Raw genomic sequence first — 17,570 nt, forward strand, 5'->3', positions numbered from 1 at the left:
GCGAGGCGCCGCAGTCGTCCGCCGCCGGCCCTTACGGCCGGGCGGCGAACCGTTCCAGCAGGTCCACGTGGCCGGAGACGATCAGCATGTCCCGGGCGGAAACCTTGGTCTCCGGCCGGGCGTAGGTGAAGTCCTCGCCGGGGGACTTCACGCCCACGATTGTCACGCCGTACTTGGACCGGACCTTGGATTCCTCCAGGGTGAAGCCCACGGTCTCCCGCGGCGGGTACATCTTGACGATCGCGAAGTCGTCGTCGAACTCGATGAAGTCCAGCATCCGGCCGGAGACCAGGTGCGCCGCGCGGACGCCGGCGTCGGCCTCCGGGTAGATCACGTGGTTGGCGCCGATCCGGGTGAGGATCTTGCCGTGCGAGGGCGTGATCGCCTTGACCCAGAGGTGCTCGATCCCGAGGTCCACCAGGTTGACGGTGATCAGCACGGAGGATTCGATCGAGGTGCCCACGCCGACGACGGCGGAGCTGAACTCCTGTGCGCCGAGCTGGCGGAGGGCGTCGATGTTGGTGGCGTCGGCCTCCACTACGTGGGTGAGGACGCTGGACCACTTCTGCACCAGGGTGCGGTCGCGTTCGATCGCCAGCACCTCGCGGCCCTGCTTGACGAGCTGTTCGGCGGTGGACGCGCCGAAGCGGCCCAGCCCGATCACCAGGACCGGGGCATTGTGGGCGGGGCGGTTGACGGCGCCTGAGGAACTAGCCAATGATCGGTCTCTCTTCCGGGTAGTGGTACAGCTGGCTTCGCTGGCGCAGGGCCAGCCCGGCCGCGAGCGTGACGGTCCCGACGCGGCCGGCGAACATCAGCACGGTGAGGACATAGACGCCGGCCGGCGGCAGTTCGGCGCTGAGGTTGGTGCTCAGGCCCACCGTGGCGAAGGCGGAAATCGTTTCGAACAGGACCCGGTCCAGGGTGGCGCCGCTGATCTGCAGCAGCAGGAGCGCGGACACGGCCACCAGGGTGGCACCGGCGACGATCACCGAGATGGCCACCCGCATGGTGCCCTCCGGGATGGTGCGGCCGTAAATTTTCACGTCGGCGTCGCCGCGGGCCTCGGCCACGATGGCCAAGAACATCACGGCGATGGTGGTGACCTTGATGCCGCCCGCCGTCGACGCCGAGCCGCCGCCGGCGAACATCAGGGCGTCGCTGAGCAGCATGGTGGCCGAATCCATGTGGTTCTGGTCCACCAGGTTGAAGCCCCCGGAGCGGGTCATGACGGAGGCGAACAGCGAGTGCGTGATCTTGTCGCCCACGCTCATGCTGCCGATGGTGCGGACGTTGTTCCACTCCAGCAGGCCCCACAGGACGGCGCCGGCGGCCAGGAGGATCAGCGAGACCTGGATGGTCAGCTTGGTGTGCAGGTTCCATTTCTTCCAGTTCAGGCCGTTCTGCTGGAGCACCATCACCACCGGGAAGCCCAGGCTGCCCAGGAAGACGCCCAGCATCAGCGGAACCAGGATCCACAGGTCCGTCTCGTAGGGCACGATCCCGTCCGAGTGCGGCGTGAACCCGGCGTTGTTGAAGGCGGAAATGGAGTAGAAGATCCCGTGCCAGAGGGACTGTCCGAAGCTCTCGCCCAGGGACAGGAACCGCGGCACCATCGCGGCGGCGAGGACCGCCTCGATCACCACGGAGGTGACGATCACGATCCGCAGCAGGGTGCCCACCTCACCGAGCCGGCCGGCGTTGTTCATGGCCTCCTGGGCGATGAGTTTGCCGCGGACGCCGAGTTTCTTGCTCACCACCAGGGCGAGCAGGGACGCCAGGGTCAGTGTGCCGAGGCCGCCGACGAAGATCCCCACCAGGATCACGAGCTGCCCGAAAAAGGACCAGTGCACGGCCGTGGACACCACGGTCAGGCCGGTCACGCAGACCGCGGAGACGGCGGTGAACAGGGCCTGGTGCAGCGGCGTGGCCTGGCCTGTGGCGGAGGAAACGGGCAGCGAGAGCAGGGCGGTGAAGACGAGGACGACGACGGCGAACGCGGTGACCGCCAGCCGTGCCGGGGACGTGTTCGCGATGTCGTCCACGAAGTCGCGCAGCCGGGTGAGGATCCACAACCCTTCCCGCTCCGGCTGGCCGGGGTGCCAGCTGGCCGGGTGGGGTGACCTCGACTGGCTTTGCTTCATGTGCGGTTAGTCCTCGGTTGAAACGGCGTCCACAGTAGTAAACCACTATATTCCGCGGTCGGACGGGGTAGGGGGTGCGCTCCGGTAGCCTGTGAGGGATGACTTTCCTGCCCGGACTCGCCCAGGCCGCATTACCAACGACGGTGGTGTGGGACTCCGCTATGACGGCGTACAACTTCGGCCACAGTCACCCGATGGCGCCGGAGCGGATGGAACTGACTGCCCGGCTGTCCCGGAGCCTCGGCCTGCTGGACCTTGACCACGTCACGGTGGCCGCCCCGGAGGTCGCCACCGACGCCGAACTCGCCGCCGTTCACAGTGAGGACTACATCGCCGCCGTCCGCCGCGTCAGCACCGACCCCGCTACGCCGGATGAGAAGCGGGGCCTCGGAACCGAGGACGACCCCGCCTTCGCCGGGATGCACGAGGCGAGCGCGCGCCTGGCGGGCGGATCGCTGCTGGCGGCCGGCGCCATTCTGGACGGCAGCGCGGTCCGTGCTGTGAACTTCGGCGGCGGCATGCACCACGCGTCCCGTGAGCGGGCAAGCGGTTTTTGCATCTACAACGACGCCGCCCTCGCCATCCAGCGGCTGCTTGACGGCGGCGTGCAACGGGTGGCGTACGTCGACGTCGACGCCCACCACGGCGACGGGACCCAGAGCATCTTCTGGGACGACCCGCGGGTACTCACCATTTCGCTGCACGAGACCGGGCTGACGCTGTTCCCCGGCACCGGGTTCGCCAACGAGATCGGCGGCCCCAACGCCCAGGGCAGCGCCGTGAACGTGGCCCTGCCGGCCGGAACCGGCGACGCCGGCTGGCTGCGCGCCTTCCATGCCGTCGTGCCGCAGCTGGTAGGCGCGTTCGAACCCGAGGTCATCGTCAGCCAGCATGGCTGCGACTCGCACAAGCTGGACCCGCTGACGCACCTGAACATCAGCGTGGACGGCCAGCGGGAGGCGGCGTCCGCCGTCGCCGGCCTCGCCGCCCGCTACTGCGACAACCGATGGATCGCCACCGGCGGCGGCGGGTACAACGTCATCACCGTGGTGCCGCGCTCCTGGAGCCACCTGGTGGCGATCGCCGCCGGCCGGCCGGTGCCGCTGCGCACCCCCGTTCCGGAGGACTGGCGCCAGCATGTCAAGGACACGTACGGGGCGAAGTACGGCGTGGAGCCGCCCACGGTGATGGGCGACGACGTCGATCTCTGGTGGCGCTCCTGGGAGGTCGGCTTCGATCCCAACGACGCCGTGGACCGCACCGTCATGGCCACCCGCAAGGAAGTTTTCCCGCTCTACGGCCTGGACCCCTGGTTCGACTGAACCCGGCCCCGCCCGGTGGATGCCATCCGGCGTATATGTCGCTAGGGTGGAGGGCATGGTGACAGACGACGTATTTGCCGTCATTGCAGAGTCCACCCGCCGGGAGATCCTGATGGCCCTCCGCGACGGGGACAAGGCCGTGGGGGAGCTGGTGCAGGAACTCGAGGCCAGCCAGCCCACCATCTCCAAGCACCTCAAGGTTCTGCGCGAGGCTGACCTGGTCAGCATGCGGGCGCAGGGCCAGAAACGCTACTACGCGCTGAACCCCGGCCCGCTTGCCGACGTCGCCTCGTGGCTGGGCACGTTCGACGGCGTCGCTCCCGCCGAACCCGCGGCTACCGCGCCTGCGTCCTCCGCCGCGCCGGTCGATGCCGCGTCCGCCGCGTCGCCGGCCGAGGCACCCGGGACCCTGGCCGAAGCCGTCACCGGAACCCCGGCCAGCAACGGCCGTCCCACGGAACTCCCGGCGGAGAGCTCGCTGAGCCCCGCCGTCGCGCTCCCGGTCGGCACCCTGCCCGACGGAACACTGGCTCCGGGAGCTGTGGCCGAGGACCGGCGGCCGCAGCAGATCGGCCGGACCGTGGGCCGCGCCGCAACCCGCGCCGCGGACCTGCTGGCCAACCTGCCGAAGTTCGGCCGCAAAAAGTAAATCCTCGAACGCACGACTCAGGCCGCACGACTCTGACAGCACGACTCAGGCCGCCATGAATGTTCATGGCGGCCTGATCTGTGTGTCCTCTGGGGCGGGCGGCACCTACCGCTGCAGCAGGTGCACGTGGTCCGGGGTCAGGTCCGTGATACGGCTCACGCCCAGGAGCGCCATGGTGCGGCGCATGTCGGTGGCCAGAATCTCGATCGCCCGCTCCACGCCGGCCTGGCCGCCCGCCATCAGCCCGTAGAGGTAGGCCCGTCCGATCAGCGTGAAGTCCGCCCCCATAGCCAGTGCCGCGATGATGTCCGCACCGCTCATGATGCCGGTGTCCAGGATGACGGCCGCGTCACTGTTGTCGGAACGGAGCGCCGCCGTGACCTCCGGCAGGGGGTGGAAGGGGATCGGAGCGCGGTCCAGCTGCCGGCCGCCGTGGTTGGAGAGCACGACGCCGTCGGCCCCGTGGTCGACGACCTTGCGGGCGTCGTCGACGGTCTGGATGCCCTTGACCACCAGCTTGCCCTTCCAGGTTTCCCGGAGCCAGTCCAGGTCATCGAAGGTCAGGGTGGGGTCGAACATCGAGTTGATCAGGTCGGCCACCGTGCCGGTGTACCGGGAGAGTGAAGCGAACGTAAGCGGCTCGTGGGTGAGGAAGTTGAACCACCACTCCGGCCGGTAGGAGGCGTCCAGGACCGTCTTCAGCGTCAGGGCCGGCGGGATGGTCATGCCGTTGCGGACGTCGCGCAGCCGGGCCCCGGCGACGGCTGTGTCCACGGTGACCATGAGGGTGTCGTTCCCGGCCTTCGCCGCTCGGTCGATCAGTTCGAGTGAGCGGTCCCGGTCCGTCCAGAGGTAGAGCTGGAACCAGTTGCGGCCCTCCGGTGCGGCGGCCGCAACGTCCTCGATGGAAGCGGTGCCCATGGTGGAGAGGGTGTACGGGATACCTGCCGCGGCGGCCGCCCGGGAACCCGCGTACTCGCCCTCGGACTGCATCATCCGGGTGAAGCCGGTGGGGGCGATGCCGAACGGCAGCAGCGAGGCCTTGCCCAGGATGTCCGTGCCCAGGTCAACGGCCGAGACGTTACGGAGAACGCCCGGACGGAACTCGATGTCCTGGAAAGCCTGCCGGGCGCGGTTCAGGGTGATCTCTGCCTCGGCGGCGCCGTCCGTGTAGTCGAACGGGGCCTTGGGCGTCCGGCGCTTGGCGATGGCGCGGAGGTCCCAGATGGTGCTGGCGCGGCGGAGGCGGGCGGCACGGCCGAGTTCCGGCTTCTTGAACTGCATCAGCGGCGCCAGGTCCGCGTATTTCGGGATCCTGCGCCGCAGGGCATCCGGCAGCGCCGGTGCCTGGGGGCCCGCCGGCCGGGACGCCGGCTGGGCGGCCGGTGCGCCGGAGCCCGCGCCGGCACCGCCGTCGAGGGTGCCCGAAGCGTCATCCGCTCCGGTGTCCTGCGGGGTGGTCGGCGCCTCGGGGTTGGTGGTCCCTACGGGTTGCGTCATTGCTGCCTCCGGGTCTGTCACGCTGTGGATTGCGGTGTCGGTCGTTGGAATTCGCTGCATGCCATGATCCAAGGACCACGGGAAGCAGGCCCGGGATCATGTGGTCTAACCACACTGTAGGACGACGCGGCTTCCAGTTCAACCATCGTCCGCCCGGGCGAATGTTACGGGCCGCTTTTTTGCAGCAGGTCCGGCCGCCGCGCTATGGTCATTGCCATGACTAACCGTTGGTATGCGTATTTTTCGTTGGCTCTGGAGGGGCCCGCGTCTAACTGACACGCATCCAACTTTCCTTCAGAGCCAACAGGGCAGAGACAATTCTCTGCCCTTCGCCATTTCTCCGGCGGGTTCTGACCAGGGCCCGCTCCCCATCCGGAACAGGACCCATCATGAGCATCGAAGCAGCCCCGGCCCGCCAGCAGTCCACCTCTGACCTGCGGATCAACGACTTCACCCCGCTGCCCACCCCGCATGCGATGATTGCCGACCTGCCGCTCGACCAGCGCTGCGCCGACGTCGTCGCCCGCGGCCGGGACGAGGTGCGCGCGGTGATGGACGGCGTCGACGACCGGCTCCTGGTGATCGTGGGCCCCTGCTCGATCCACGACCCCAAGGCCGGCCTGGAGTACGCCCGCCGGCTGGTCAGCCAGGCCGAGAAGCACCGCGGGGACCTGCTGATCGTGATGCGCACCTACTTCGAGAAGCCGCGGACCACGGTGGGCTGGAAGGGCCTGATCAACGATCCGGGGCTCGACGGCGGCCACGACATCGCGGGCGGCCTGCGGGCCGCGCGGCAGTTCCTGCGCCAGGTCACCGCCCTGGGACTGCCCACCGCCACGGAGTTCCTGGAGCCGATCAGCCCGCAGTACATGGCCGACCTGGTGTCCTGGGGTGCCATCGGCGCCCGCACCACCGAGAGCCAGATCCATCGCCAGCTCGCCTCGGGCCTGTCCATGCCGATCGGGTTCAAGAACGGCACCGACGGCGGCCTGCAGGTGGCGCTCGACGCGTGCAGCGCGGCCGGTACCGCCCAGGCGTTCCTCGGCATCGACGGCGAGGGCCGGGCCGCCATGGTCAGCACCGCCGGCAACCCGGACACGCATGTCATTCTGCGCGGCGGCAGCGGCGGCCCGAACTACGCAGCCGCCGACGTCGCGGACGCCTCCGCCAAGCTGGCCGGACGGCAGCTGAACCCGCGCCTGATCGTGGACGCCAGCCACGCCAACAGCGGCAAGAACCACCACCGGCAGGCCGAGGTGGCCCTGGAAGTCGGCGCGCAGCTGGAGAATGGCGGGGCGTCCGCGGCGGCGATCGGCGGCGTGATGCTGGAGAGCTTCCTGGTGGGCGGGGCGCAGGCGCTCGACGTCGAGGCGCACGCCGCCGGGACCGACGACCTGACCTACGGCCAGAGCGTGACGGACGCCTGCATGGACTGGGACGTCACGGCGTCCGTGCTGGACCAGTTGGCGGCTTCGGCCCGGGCCCGCCGGGACCGGCTTATGGCGGAATAGTCCTGTCCAATTCCTGAGGAACTCTTTCACATTGGCACCAGAAACCCCTAGAGTATCTAGCACATGGTTGTTTGATGGCTCAGCATCGGCACACCGCCATGTCGTTCAGACGGGGCAGCCGTTCGCTTGAGCAAAAGGAATAAGGGAAATGTCTTCGGAGGCCAACTTCTCCAACGCGCGCTTTCTCACTGTGGCCGAGGTCGCGGAGGTCATGCGCGTATCCAAGATGACCGTGTATCGCCTGGTGCACTCCGGTGAAATGCCGGCGGTGCGTTTTGGCCGCTCCTACCGGGTTCCGGAAAGCGCCGTCGAACAGTACCTCAAGGGTGCTGTGGTCGACGGGCACACCGAAACGGCCTGAGCCCGCCGCCGTTCAGCCCGGGCCGCGCTTCATCCCTGCCCGGGCCGCGGTCGTGGTGCGGGCCGCGGAGGCGGTACCCTGTTAAGGAACGTTTAACGTCATTGTAAGAACCTGTCAGTTGTTTCAGTCTGCTGCTAAGCCCGCGGACACTTCCCAACGGGCAGGTACTGCATCTAGCCGGTAAGGAACTTACGTGGGTTCAGTTATTAAGAAGCGTCGCAAGCGTATGGCCAAGAAGAAGCACCGCAAGCTGCTTCGCAAGACCCGCCACCAGCGCCGCAACAAGAAGTAGAGATACTTCGTTCAGCGTGAAATGCCCGTTGCCATCCGGCAGCGGGCATTTTCTTTGCCCGGACGAGGGCCAACCGGGGCGGTGTGCTTTGAGGCTCGGGCGCGGAATCCGCGGCGCTAGCGGAAATAAGCACCGATTTCGGACCAGCGCATACCGGACCAGAGGTGCGCCGGTCCGAATCTGCCGCCGCCGTCCGGAACCGTAGCGGAAACGGTGACGCCGGGGCTGTCCCATCCGGGGGAGCGCCGCCGCCGTCCGGAACCGTAGCGGAAACCGGGGGAGCTTAGGCGGTGGGGCCGCGGAAGCGGGAGTAGCTGCGCCAGAGGCCGTAGATGGCGCCGCCGACCGTGGCCGCCTTCAGGCCCAGGGTCGCGGCGCGGCGGCCGGACCGGAAATCGTAGACCGGCCAGTTGTTCTCGCGGGCGTGGCGGCGCAGCCGGGCGTCAGGATTGATCGCCACCGGGTGGCCCACCATGCTCAGCAGGGGAATGTCATTGTGCGAGTCGCTGTAAGCCCAGCAGCGGGACAGGTCCAGGTCCTGCTCCTCGGCGATGCGGCGGACGGCGACGGCCTTGGCCGGACCGTGCAGGATGTCGCCCACCAGCCGCCCGGTGTAGGAGCCCTCGTGGATCTCGCCCACGGTGCCGAGTGCGCCGGTGAGGCCCAGCCGGGTGGAGATCACCGTGGCCACCTCGATCGGCGTCGCGGTGACGAGCCAGACCGGCCGGTCCATCCGCAGGTGCTGTTCGGCGAGGGCCTTGGTGCCGGGCCAGATCCGGGACTCGATCATCTCGTCGTAGACCTCTTCGCCGAGGGCCTCGATGTCCTTGACGGTGAAGCCGGACGCCAGGCTGAGGGCGGTATCGCGGACGGCGTGGACGTCCTCGAGGTTCTCACCGCGGCAGACGAACATCAGCTGTTTCCAGCCAAACCCTGCGGCCTGGCGGAGGGTGAACGCCCCGCGCTGGTGCATTTTGCGTGCCACATGGAAGAGGCTGGCGCCGCGCATCAGCGTGTTGTCGACGTCGAAGAAGGCAGCTTCGCCGTGCTTCGGTGACGCTGCCGTCCTCGCGGCGACGGCGACGATCTTCTCCTCGGGCATGCCACGAGTCTAGTCAATGCGGCAGGCATCCCCGTGATCGGAGCCCTCCGCCGCACCGGAGGAGCGGGCCGAAAAGCCCAGCGAACCGTGCCGGCGAGAGGGGCACGGCACCTTCGGCGGGGCCGGACCAGGGCTGCGTCGACGACGGCGGCGGCGCCCGGCTACCGTTAAACCATGGCCAGCACCGACCCGCACCAGGCGCCCAGTCCCGCCGTCGTCCTCATCACCAAGCCGAACTGCCACCTGTGCGAGGACGCGCGCGACGCCGTGACCCGGGTGACCGCCGCGCTGGGCCTGGAGTGGTCCGAGCAGTCGATCGACGACGACGCGGCCCTGCGTGAGCGTTTCGCCGAGGAAATTCCGGTGGTGCTGGTGGACGGGGTGCAACGCGACTTCTGGCGGATCGATGAGGCGCGGCTGACGCGGACCCTTACCCGCGCGCTCGGCACCGGCCACTGAGCAGGTCATTCAGCCTGGCACTGATAAGCCGGCCGGCCGCCGCTGCTTTGTGGGCCGAAGTCGCCCGGCCCTAGAGTGGGAAGACAACAGAACTCGATGGAGCAGATAGTGACCTCGCTGGACCCCACACCCGGCGCCCTGGCCGCGGGTGCCGGCGCAGCCGCCAAGCAAATCCCGCCCGCGGCCGTGGCGCGGCTGACCCTCTATCTGCGCGCCCTCACCACGCTCCTGTCGGAGGGAGTGGACCGGGTCTCGTCCGAATCGCTCGCCGAGGCCTCCGGGGTCAGCTCCTCCACCCTCCGCAAGGACCTGTCCTACGTCGGCTCCTACGGCACCCGCGGCGTCGGCTATGAGGTGCAGTACCTGAACCAGCACATCGCGGCGGCTCTGGGACTGACCCGGGACTGGAAGGTCGCGATCGTCGGCGCCGGCAACCTGGGCAAGGCGCTGGCCCGGTACGGCGGGTTCGAGTCCCGCGGCTTCGACATCGTCGCCATCCTCGACGCCGACCAGATGGTGATCGGCAGCGAGGTGGGCTGGTTGCGGGTCAGTGACGCCGCCGACCTCGAAGCGGTCCTGCACCGCACCGGCGCCAACATGGTGGTGCTGGCATTGCCCGCCGCCGTCGCCCAAAGCGTGTGCGACCGCGTGGTTGCCGCGGGGGTACGCAGCATTCTTAGCTTCGCCCCGGTGATGCTCCAGGTCCCGGACGGGGTCAACCTGCGGAAGGTGGACATGGCCACCGAACTGCAGATCCTCGCCTACCACGCACAAAGGGCGCAGGACCCGGACGACGCCGACTGATCAGTCGGCGTCGTCCGGGTCCCGCGCCCGGCGCGTGAACGCGGCGTCTAGCGGCCGTACGGGTTGGCGAACGGCTGCTGCTTCTTGAAGTACGGGGCGACGGCGGGCATGTACAAGATGACGATGCCGGCGACGCCGAGGACCACGGCCAGCGTGCCGAGGCTGAGCGGGAACAGGCTCAGCAGCGACAGGGCCGCCAGCACGGTGCCGAGGATGCGGGCCCAGTTCCGGCCCTTCCGGACGTTCAGGGCCACCAGGGCGTACAGGCCGGCGCTGATCAGGGCGAAGACGATGATGCTGACCATCACCGCGCCCTTGATGCTGTCGTAGCTGATGTCCGCGCCGCCGGCGGCCATCTGCTGCTCGACCGTGCTGCGCATCGCGGGGTTGTCCAGGGTACCGAGCGCCAGGAGCAGCGAGATCACCCAGACGACGCCGGAGGCCACCAGCAGCCAGAAGGCGGTGTTGAGCAGCTGCGGCTGGCCCGCGGCTGACTGCTGCGGCTGCTCGGACGGGTAACCGTACGGCGAGGGGCCGTTGGTGTACGCCGGGGGCTGCTGGCCGTACTGCGGCTGCCCGTACTGAGCGCCGTTCTGGCCATACTGCGGCGCGTTCTGCCCATACTGGGGTGCCTGCTGGCCATACTGCGGCGCGTTCTGGCCGTACTGCGGCTGCTGCCCGTACTGGGGTGCCTGCTGGCCGTACTGGGGAGCGTTCTGGCCGTACTGCGGCGGGTTCTGTCCGTACTGGGGTGTGCCGGACTCGTGCCCGTCAGGGCTGGAGGGCTCGACTGGCGGGTTGGTCATGGCGGTCCTCTGCATTTGAAGGCGAACTGCCGGGATCAGCGCCTAGACCCTGCCCCCAGCGTGGATAGTCCCACCGTACCCCGACCGCGCGCCGTTGTGGGGGAACGGATGCCGCGCACTTCCCGTGAAATACGGCGGCCTCAGGTCCGGGACTTGCCGGCTTCGAACCAGGCCTGGGCCGCCGGCAGCCACATCAGCACCGTGGCAGCGAGGCAGATGACGAAGCTGGGCCAGCTCCCGCCCCCGGCCAACCCGGTACTGACGGCGGCCAGCAGGAGGCTCACACCGGCGGCGACCGTCAGGGCGTACCGGGCCCACTCCCGGCCCTCCTTCATCTTCATGGCCAGCGTCACCTGGGCCGCCGCGAGGGCGAGGGCGATCAGCACCAGAAGCAGCAGCAGGATGCCGGGACCGGGGGAGACGACGAAGAGGACCAACCCGCCAAAGAGCCCGACGACGCCGGCCAGCAGCCCGAGGAGGCCGCCGGCCACCCAAATCCAGTACGAAATCCTCAGTGGAACAGGCATCGGCGGGACCATGAACATTCCCGCGTAACCGCCCACCGGCAGAACCTCACGGAAGTTCCGGGGATGGTCTGCAGGCCACGCGAACCGGTTGGCGCCTGGCTTGGGTGGCTCGGGAAGGTCGCCGGTGGTGCTCATGAATTTCACTGTAGACGGACCCGCTGACGGTTTCGAGTTGCCACCCGGGGGCCACCTCAATGAGCGAATGCCCCGCACCATCCGAAGAGGTGCGGGGCATTCGAGGGGCCGGCCGCGGTGGCCGGAAGTGCCCGGCGCTGCCGGGGTGTGCAGACTAGGCTGCGGGGGCGATGAAGGCCAGTTCCAGGTTGATGGCAACCTTGTCGCTGACCAGCACGCCGCCGGCTTCAAGCACGGCGTTCCAGGTCAGGCCGAAGTCCTTGCGGCTGATGGTCGTCTCGGCAGTCAGGCCGGCGCGGGTGTTGCCGAAGGGATCGACGGCCACGCCGTTGAGCTCGGTCTCGAGGGTGACGGGGCGGGTGATGCCCTTGATGGTCAGGTCGCCCTGCAGCTCGTAGGCGTCGCCCTTCTCGACAATGCCGTTGGAGACGAAGGAGATCTCCGGGAACTTCTCGACGTCGAAGAAGTCTTCGCCGCGGACGTGGCCGTCGCGGTTGGCGTCGCCGGAGTCGAAGCTGGCGGTCTTGATGGTGGCGTTGACCTTGGAATCGGCGACGTTCTCGGAGAGGTCGAGAGTGGCGTCGGCTTCCTTGAACTGGCCGCGGACCTTGCTGATGCCCGCGTGGCGGACGGTGAAGCCGATCTCGCTGTGCGAGTTGTCGAGGGTCCAGGTGCCGGCGGTGAGGTTAGCGGGAAGTGCCATGGTGGTTCTCCTTGAGTAAGTGATTCGTTCGGATCGTTGTCTGATCGTCGGTCGCGGCCTCATTGGTTGAAGTCTCAACTAACTGCTTCACCCAGTATAAACATGCATTTGCATCTTTTATTCCACCTGCGGGGAACATTTCGGAAAAAACTTGAGTTCTACTCCTCGTAGAAGATTTCGTCATTGCCCCTGCCCTTTGAGAAACTGGTACACATGCCCCACGCGACTGTTCATCTGCTCCGCCATGGCGAGGTCCATAATCCCGACGGCGTCCTCTACGGCAGGCTCCCGGAATTCCACCTCTCCCAGCTGGGCCGGGAGATGGCGCAGACCGTCGCGGACCACTTCAGCCGCCGCGTCGCCGAGGGCGCCAACATCGTGCACCTGGCGGCGTCGCCGCTGACCCGGGCGCAGGAGACGGCGCAGCCGATCTCGCAGGCACTGGGCCTGCCGATCGCCACCGAGGGACGCATTATCGAGGCGGCCAACTACTTCGAGGGGATGCAGGTGTCCCGCTCCGAGATCCTCAAGCCCCGGCACTGGCCCATGCTCCGCAACCCGCTCCGCCCCTCCTGGGGAGAGCCATACCAGGAGCAGGCCACCCGCGTCCGCGCCGCCGTCCAGGACGCCCGGCTCAAGGCCATGGAACTCGGCGGTGAGGACGCCCAGGCCATCCTGGTCAGCCACCAGCTGCCCATCTGGGCCACGCGCCTGAGTGCCGAAGGCCGCCGCTTGTGGCACGATCCCCGCAAGCGCGAATGCACCCTGACGTCCGTGACCTCCCTCGTGTTCAACGACGACGGCACGCTGCTGCGCGTGGACTACAGCGAACCCGCCGCCGCCCTGCTTCCGCGCGCGTCCAGCACCCCGGGAGCCTGAGCATGGAGACGACGAACCCCCGCGTCACCCGGCGCGGCCTCCTCGCCGCCGGCGGTGCGGGCCTGGCCGCGGTACTGGGCCTGACCGGCTGCGCCCAGGAAGACGACCTGGCCAAGCAGGCCAAAGCCGGGGACAACAAGAACTACGTTGCCGGCGACGGCTCCGTCACCGAATTCGCAGCCGCGGACCGCAAGAAGCCGGTGGACCTCAAGGGCACCCTCTTCGACGGCACCACCGTCACCGCCGCGCAGTTCCAGGGCAAGGTCACCGTCCTGAACTTCTGGTTCGCCGCCTGCGCCCCCTGCCGGGTGGAGGCACCCTCGCTGGAGGCCCTGCACCAGGAGTTCAAGGACCAGGGCGTGCAATTCTACGGCGTCAACCTCCGCGACGAGAAGGCGACGGCGGACGCGTTCGACAAGACCTTCAACCTGACCTACCCGAGCTTCAACGACAAGGACGGGGCGGTCCTGCTGGCCGTCTCCGGCTTGGTTCCCCCCGGCGCCGTCCCCACCACCCTGGTCCTCGACAAGCAGGGCCGGGTGGCCTCCCGCGTGCTCGGCGAAATCGAGAAGGGCACCCTGAAGTCCCTCATCGCCGCGGCCGTGGCCGAGTGAGCCGGTAGCTGCCGCCGTGAACAGTCCCTTCGCCGAAGCCATCCTCAACGGATCCCTCCTGCTGGCCATCCCGGTGGCCCTGCTGGCCGGGTTCGTGTCATTTCTGTCCCCCTGCGTGCTGCCGCTGGTGCCCGGCTACCTCGGCTACGTGACCGGGCTGACCGGCGTCGACCTGCAGAAACAGCGCCGGGGACGGATGCTGGCCGGGATCGGGCTTTTCGTACTGGGCTTCTCGGTCATCTTTGTCCTGCTCGGCGGGGCGTTCGGCCAGCTCGGCACGCTGATCACCGGATCCCAGAACGGCTGGATCACCCAGCTGCTCGGCATCCTCGTGATCATCATGGGCGTGGTCTTCCTGGGCGGATTCTCCTGGCTGCAGCGTGACGCCAAGATCCACGCCAAACCACCGGCCGGGCTCTGGGGAGCGCCGCTCCTGGGCGTGACCTTCGGCCTCGGCTGGGCGCCGTGCATCGGCCCCACCTACTCCGCCGTCCAGCTCCTGAGCCTCTCCGGCGGCTCCTCCGCCGCCAAGGGCGCCCTGCTGGCCTTCGTCTACAGCCTGGGCCTGGGCATCCCGTTCCTGCTGATCGCCCTGGCCGTGCGCCGCGGCGTCGGCGTCATGTCCTTTTTCCGCAAGCACCGGCTCGCCATCCAGCGCACCGGGGGCGGCATCCTGATAGCGCTGGGGCTGCTGATGGCCACCGGCGTGTGGGGTGCCTGGGTGTCCGGCCTGCAGTACTGGTTCCAAACCGATGTGAAGTTGCCGATCTGATGAGCGAGCGAGTGAACGAACAAACGAAAACCACGCCGGACGGCAAAAGCGGCTCCACCACCAAGCCCCGGAAGAAGGCCGTCTCCTCGGCCAAGTCCGAGGCGGTGCTGCCCACGCTGGGCCCGCTTGGCATGCTCCGCTGGGCCTGGACCCAGCTGACCAGCATGCGCACCGCGCTGTTCCTGCTGCTGCTCCTCGCCGTCGCCGCCGTCCCCGGGTCCCTCTTCCCGCAACGGCCTGCCAACCCCGCGATCGTCACGCAGTACATCAAGGACCACCCGGACTACGGCAAGCTGCTCGACTCGCTGCAGCTCTACGACGTGTACTCCTCGGCCTGGTTCTCCGCGATCTACCTGCTGCTGTTCATCTCGCTGATCGGTTGCGTGGTGCCGCGCGCCATCGTGCACTACAAGGCGATGCGCTCCCAGCCCCCGCGCACCCCGGCCCGGCTGTCCCGGCTGCCCGAATACGGCACCCTGATCATCCCCGCCGACGCCGGAATCCCGGCCTCGCGCGCCATCGAGGACGCTGCGGCGCTGCTGAAGAAGCGCGGCTACCGCGTAGAGGTCAGGGACCGCGACGGCGAACGGCCCTCCGTGGGTGCCGAACGCGGCCTGTTCAAGGAAGTCGGCAACCTGGTCTTCCACACCGCCCTGATCGGCGTGCTGGTTTCCGTCGCTGCCGGCGGCCTCTTCGGCTACAGCGGCCAGCGGATCCTGGTGGAGGGCGATACCTTCGTCAACACCCTGGTGGGCTACGACCAGTTCAGCCCCGGTACCAACTTCCAGTCCAGCCAGCTGCAGCCGTACTCGATCCAGCTGGACAAGTTCCAGATCACCTTCGACCGCGAGTCCAAGGGAAAGTTCGGCCAGCCGATCGACTTCAAGGCCGACGTCACCACCAAGGAAACCCCGGACTCGCCGTCCAAGCAGGAAGTGCTGAAGGTCAACGACCCGCTCAGCCTCGGCGGCACCAGCGTCTACCTCACCGGTAACGGCTACGCCCCCGTGGTCACCGTCCGCGACGGTGCCGGCAACATCGCCATGCAGGGCCCTGTAGTGGCCAAGCTGCAGGGCGACAACTACTACTCCTCCGTGGTCATCAAGGTCCCGGACGCCAAGCCGGACCAGCTCGCGTTCGCCGGGTTCTTCCTGCCCACCGCCTTCATCACCCCCGAGGGCGTCTCCTTCAGCGGGGACCCTGAGCTGTTCAACCCGCAGCTAACGCTGAACTCCTACTACGGCGACCTGGGCCTGAACGACGGCGCCCCGCAGAACGTCTTCGAGCTCGACGTCAAGAAGCTGACCCCGCTGAACGCCCGCAACCTGCCGACCAAGGGCATCGTGCTCACCCCCGGCGCCACGCAGACCCTCCCGGACGGCAAGGGCTCCATCACGTTCGACGGCGTCAAACGCTACGTCGGCGTCGACATCCACCACAACCCCGGCCAGGCCTCCGCCCTGGCGTTCGCCCTGATCGCCGTCGCCGGCCTGGTAACCTCGCTCTACGTCAACCGGCGCCGCGCCTGGGTCCGCACCGGTACGCACCCGGACGGCCGGACCATGGTCGAATACGGCCTGCTGGCCCGCGGCGAGGACCACCGCCTGGCCGGCGAAGCCGCCGCGATCCGCGCCATGCTCGCCGCCGCCTGGCCGCTGGACGAGGAACCTGACTCCGCGAAGGGTCCCGGCGACGGGGCCCCGGCCTCCCAGCCCGCTCCCAGCACCATGGCGGATAATGGCCGGGCGGAGACCGTGCTGCCCGGCGCCGAGGGCGAACAAGCCCCGGAGGACGCCGCCGCAGACGCCACCCAGCCCACACCCGGCTCTACCGAGTCAAAGAAGGATCAGTAATGTTCCCCATCAACGAAACCATGGGCCAGTACAGCGAGCTCTTCATGCTCCTGGCGGCCGGTACGTACACGGTCGCGTTCATCGCCTTCGCCTGGGACCTGGCCAAGAGCAGCAAGATGCTCCGTGCCGTGGACCAGAAAGCGGCCGAGCTGTCCGCTGCCGAGCGCTCAACGGCCGAGTCCGCGCGCGTCGCGGTGGGCGCCGGGGTCGGTGCCGCCAGTGGCAGCTCTGACGCCCCCCGCCTGGCCGGTCCCGCCGACCGGGCGGAGCGGCCGACGTCCTCCGCCGCCGGATCCGCCGCCGACGGTGCCGGTCTGACCGCCGACGGCGGCATGCGCTACGGCTCCGAGCGCCGGGTGCCCGCCCGCGTCGCCGTCGCCCTCGCCGTCCTGGGTGCTGCCATTCACGCCGCCGGCGTCATCACCCGGGGCTTCGGCGCCGGCCGTGTGCCGTGGGGCAACATGTACGAATTCCTCACCACCGGTGCGTTCGTGGCCGTGGCCGTCTTCCTGTTGGTGCTGATCCGCCGCGACCTGCGCTTCCTGGGTACCTTCGTGATCGGCCTGGCCATCATCATGCTGGTGGCCGCCTCCGTGGCCTTCTGGACCCCCGTGGGACACCTGGTGCCGGCCCTGCAGAGCTACTGGCTGCTGATCCACGTGTCCATTGCGGTGCTGTCCTCGGCGCTGTTCACCCTGACCTTCGCGATGTCCGCACTGCAGCTGGTCCAGTCGCACCGGCAGAAGACCGTGGCGGCCGGCGGCAAGGACAAGCTCGGCTTCATGCGGCTGGTCCCGAACGCCCTGAGCCTGGAGAACCTCTCCTACCGGATCAACGCCATCGCCTTCGTCGGCTGGACCTTCACCCTGATGTTCGGCGCGATCTGGGCCGAGAAGGCCTGGGGCCGGTTCTGGGGCTGGGACACCAAGGAAGTCTGGACCTTCGTGATCTGGGTGGTCTACGCCGGATACCTGCACGCCCGCGCCACCCGCGGCTGGACCGGCACCCGCGCGGCCTGGCTCTCGATCGTCGGCTACCTGTGTGTGGTCTTCAACTTCACCATCGTGAACCAGTTCTTCAACGGCCTGCACTCCTACTCGGGGCTGTAAGGCCGGGGCCAACTTTGGGGCGCTGGTC

At 68.4% G+C, this 17,570-nt stretch carries 19 protein-coding genes; 12 read left to right on the forward strand and 7 right to left on the reverse strand.

Features of this window, described 5'->3' with window-relative positions; all coding sequences use genetic code 11:
* Window positions 1-31: 31 nt before the first annotated feature.
* Together ACFVY3_RS00785 and ACFVY3_RS00790 are read right to left on the reverse strand one after the other, a co-directional pair.
* On the reverse strand, window positions 32-718 hold the full coding sequence (locus ACFVY3_RS00785) for a TrkA family potassium uptake protein (protein WP_290256130.1): 687 nt from the start codon (window positions 716-718) through the stop codon (window positions 32-34).
* A complete protein-coding gene (locus ACFVY3_RS00790) occupies window positions 711-2,144 on the reverse strand; it encodes a TrkH family potassium uptake protein (protein ID WP_290256129.1) in 1,434 nt (477 codons plus the stop codon). Before ACFVY3_RS00790 ends, ACFVY3_RS00785 begins: the two co-directional genes overlap by 8 nt.
* A gap of 98 nt (window positions 2,145-2,242) precedes the next feature.
* Between ACFVY3_RS00790 and ACFVY3_RS00795 the strand changes: the two genes are divergently transcribed.
* Both ACFVY3_RS00795 and ACFVY3_RS00800 read left to right on the forward strand, forming a co-directional pair.
* Window positions 2,243-3,466 (forward strand): acetoin utilization protein AcuC, encoded by a 1,224-nt coding sequence (locus tag ACFVY3_RS00795; protein ID WP_400158445.1) that lies wholly within the window; start codon window positions 2,243-2,245, stop codon window positions 3,464-3,466.
* A gap of 55 nt (window positions 3,467-3,521) precedes the next feature.
* Entirely contained in the window at window positions 3,522-4,115 is a 594-nt protein-coding gene (locus ACFVY3_RS00800) for an ArsR/SmtB family transcription factor (protein ID WP_400158446.1), read from the forward strand.
* A 105-nt stretch (window positions 4,116-4,220) separates the two neighbouring features.
* Here the strand turns inward: ACFVY3_RS00800 and ACFVY3_RS00805 are convergent, their stop codons facing one another.
* Window positions 4,221-5,615, reverse strand: a complete 1,395-nt coding sequence (locus tag ACFVY3_RS00805) for an alpha-hydroxy-acid oxidizing protein (protein WP_400158447.1) — start codon at window positions 5,613-5,615, stop codon at window positions 4,221-4,223.
* A 389-nt stretch (window positions 5,616-6,004) separates the two neighbouring features.
* On the opposite strand from ACFVY3_RS00805, the gene ACFVY3_RS00810 reads away from it, so the two are divergent.
* The 3 genes from ACFVY3_RS00810 (at window position 6,005) to ACFVY3_RS00820 (ending at window position 7,779) form a co-directional block, all read left to right on the forward strand.
* On the forward strand, window positions 6,005-7,126 hold the full coding sequence (locus tag ACFVY3_RS00810) for a 3-deoxy-7-phosphoheptulonate synthase (RefSeq protein ID WP_400158448.1): 1,122 nt from the start codon (window positions 6,005-6,007) through the stop codon (window positions 7,124-7,126).
* 148 nt (window positions 7,127-7,274) lie between these two features.
* A complete protein-coding gene (locus ACFVY3_RS00815) occupies window positions 7,275-7,487 on the forward strand; it encodes a helix-turn-helix domain-containing protein (protein ID WP_290256124.1) in 213 nt (70 codons plus the stop codon).
* Window positions 7,488-7,680: 193 nt separating this feature from the next.
* On the forward strand, window positions 7,681-7,779 hold the full coding sequence (locus tag ACFVY3_RS00820) for a 30S ribosomal protein bS22 (RefSeq protein ID WP_003792170.1): 99 nt from the start codon (window positions 7,681-7,683) through the stop codon (window positions 7,777-7,779).
* Window positions 7,780-8,062: 283 nt separating this feature from the next.
* On the opposite strand, the gene ACFVY3_RS00825 is transcribed toward ACFVY3_RS00820, so the two are convergent.
* The gene (locus ACFVY3_RS00825) at window positions 8,063-8,881 is read right to left on the reverse strand and encodes an HAD family phosphatase (RefSeq protein WP_290256123.1); all 819 of its coding nucleotides are present in this window, start codon (window positions 8,879-8,881) and stop codon (window positions 8,063-8,065) included.
* Window positions 8,882-9,055: 174 nt separating this feature from the next.
* On the opposite strand from ACFVY3_RS00825, the gene ACFVY3_RS00830 reads away from it, so the two are divergent.
* Window positions 9,056-9,340 carry a glutaredoxin family protein gene (locus ACFVY3_RS00830; protein ID WP_364133776.1) on the forward strand — a complete coding sequence of 95 codons (285 nt, stop codon included), beginning with the start codon at window positions 9,056-9,058 and terminating at the stop codon, window positions 9,338-9,340.
* Window positions 9,341-9,448: 108 nt separating this feature from the next.
* Entirely contained in the window at window positions 9,449-10,144 is a 696-nt protein-coding gene (locus ACFVY3_RS00835; protein ID WP_400158449.1) for a redox-sensing transcriptional repressor Rex, read from the forward strand.
* Between the two features lie 47 nt (window positions 10,145-10,191).
* On the opposite strand, the gene ACFVY3_RS00840 is transcribed toward ACFVY3_RS00835, so the two are convergent.
* The 3 genes from ACFVY3_RS00840 to ACFVY3_RS00850 form a co-directional block, all read right to left on the reverse strand.
* Complete coding sequence (locus ACFVY3_RS00840) at window positions 10,192-10,950, reverse strand: hypothetical protein (protein WP_400158450.1); 759 nt, start codon at window positions 10,948-10,950, stop codon at window positions 10,192-10,194.
* 140 nt (window positions 10,951-11,090) lie between these two features.
* Window positions 11,091-11,612, reverse strand: a complete 522-nt coding sequence (locus ACFVY3_RS00845; RefSeq protein WP_364133767.1) for a hypothetical protein — start codon at window positions 11,610-11,612, stop codon at window positions 11,091-11,093.
* A 154-nt stretch (window positions 11,613-11,766) separates the two neighbouring features.
* Window positions 11,767-12,315: a YceI family protein gene (locus ACFVY3_RS00850; RefSeq protein WP_290256118.1), complete on the reverse strand. Its 549-nt coding sequence runs from the start codon at window positions 12,313-12,315 to the stop codon at window positions 11,767-11,769.
* 213 nt (window positions 12,316-12,528) lie between these two features.
* Between ACFVY3_RS00850 and ACFVY3_RS00855 the strand changes: the two genes are divergently transcribed.
* Genes ACFVY3_RS00855 through ccsB form a run of 5 tightly spaced genes read left to right on the forward strand, consistent with a single transcriptional unit; the run spans window position 12,529 to window position 17,542 of the window.
* A complete protein-coding gene (locus ACFVY3_RS00855; RefSeq protein ID WP_290256117.1) occupies window positions 12,529-13,194 on the forward strand; it encodes a histidine phosphatase family protein in 666 nt (221 codons plus the stop codon).
* A gap of 2 nt (window positions 13,195-13,196) precedes the next feature.
* Complete coding sequence (locus tag ACFVY3_RS00860) at window positions 13,197-13,808, forward strand: TlpA disulfide reductase family protein (RefSeq protein ID WP_290256116.1); 612 nt, start codon at window positions 13,197-13,199, stop codon at window positions 13,806-13,808.
* A gap of 16 nt (window positions 13,809-13,824) precedes the next feature.
* A complete protein-coding gene (locus tag ACFVY3_RS00865) occupies window positions 13,825-14,580 on the forward strand; it encodes a cytochrome c biogenesis CcdA family protein (protein ID WP_290256115.1) in 756 nt (251 codons plus the stop codon).
* Entirely contained in the window at window positions 14,580-16,433 is a 1,854-nt protein-coding gene (locus tag ACFVY3_RS00870; protein WP_400158451.1) for a cytochrome c biogenesis protein ResB, read from the forward strand. Before ACFVY3_RS00865 ends, ACFVY3_RS00870 begins: the two co-directional genes overlap by 1 nt.
* On the forward strand, window positions 16,433-17,542 hold the full coding sequence (gene ccsB, locus ACFVY3_RS00875; protein WP_400158452.1) for a c-type cytochrome biogenesis protein CcsB: 1,110 nt from the start codon (window positions 16,433-16,435) through the stop codon (window positions 17,540-17,542). Before ACFVY3_RS00870 ends, ccsB begins: the two co-directional genes overlap by 1 nt.
* Window positions 17,543-17,570: the final 28 nt, after the last annotated feature.

The sequence above is a fragment of the Arthrobacter sp. BPSS-3 genome (assembly GCF_044628475.1).
Taxonomy (GTDB): domain Bacteria; phylum Actinomycetota; class Actinomycetes; order Actinomycetales; family Micrococcaceae; genus Arthrobacter.

Bases quoted from the DNA above. Each gene is read 5' to 3' on its own strand.
- ACFVY3_RS00790 (WP_290256129.1), bottom strand. From the start codon at position 2,144: ATGAAGCAAAGCCAGTCGAGGTCACCCCACCCGGCCAGCTGGCACCCC.
- ACFVY3_RS00795 (WP_400158445.1), top strand. From the start codon at position 2,243: ATGACTTTCCTGCCCGGACTCGCCCAGGCCGCATTACCAACGACGGTG.
- ACFVY3_RS00800 (WP_400158446.1), top strand. From the start codon at position 3,522: ATGGTGACAGACGACGTATTTGCCGTCATTGCAGAGTCCACCCGCCGG.
- ACFVY3_RS00805 (WP_400158447.1), bottom strand. From the start codon at position 5,615: ATGACGCAACCCGTAGGGACCACCAACCCCGAGGCGCCGACCACCCCG.
- ACFVY3_RS00810 (WP_400158448.1), top strand. From the start codon at position 6,005: ATGAGCATCGAAGCAGCCCCGGCCCGCCAGCAGTCCACCTCTGACCTG.
- ACFVY3_RS00815 (WP_290256124.1), top strand. From the start codon at position 7,275: ATGTCTTCGGAGGCCAACTTCTCCAACGCGCGCTTTCTCACTGTGGCC.
- ACFVY3_RS00825 (WP_290256123.1), bottom strand. From the start codon at position 8,881: ATGCCCGAGGAGAAGATCGTCGCCGTCGCCGCGAGGACGGCAGCGTCA.
- ACFVY3_RS00830 (WP_364133776.1), top strand. From the start codon at position 9,056: ATGGCCAGCACCGACCCGCACCAGGCGCCCAGTCCCGCCGTCGTCCTC.
- ACFVY3_RS00840 (WP_400158450.1), bottom strand. From the start codon at position 10,950: ATGACCAACCCGCCAGTCGAGCCCTCCAGCCCTGACGGGCACGAGTCC.
- ACFVY3_RS00845 (WP_364133767.1), bottom strand. From the start codon at position 11,612: ATGAGCACCACCGGCGACCTTCCCGAGCCACCCAAGCCAGGCGCCAAC.
- ACFVY3_RS00850 (WP_290256118.1), bottom strand. From the start codon at position 12,315: ATGGCACTTCCCGCTAACCTCACCGCCGGCACCTGGACCCTCGACAAC.
- ACFVY3_RS00855 (WP_290256117.1), top strand. From the start codon at position 12,529: ATGCCCCACGCGACTGTTCATCTGCTCCGCCATGGCGAGGTCCATAAT.
- ACFVY3_RS00860 (WP_290256116.1), top strand. From the start codon at position 13,197: ATGGAGACGACGAACCCCCGCGTCACCCGGCGCGGCCTCCTCGCCGCC.
- ACFVY3_RS00870 (WP_400158451.1), top strand. From the start codon at position 14,580: ATGAGCGAGCGAGTGAACGAACAAACGAAAACCACGCCGGACGGCAAA.
- ccsB (WP_400158452.1), top strand. From the start codon at position 16,433: ATGTTCCCCATCAACGAAACCATGGGCCAGTACAGCGAGCTCTTCATG.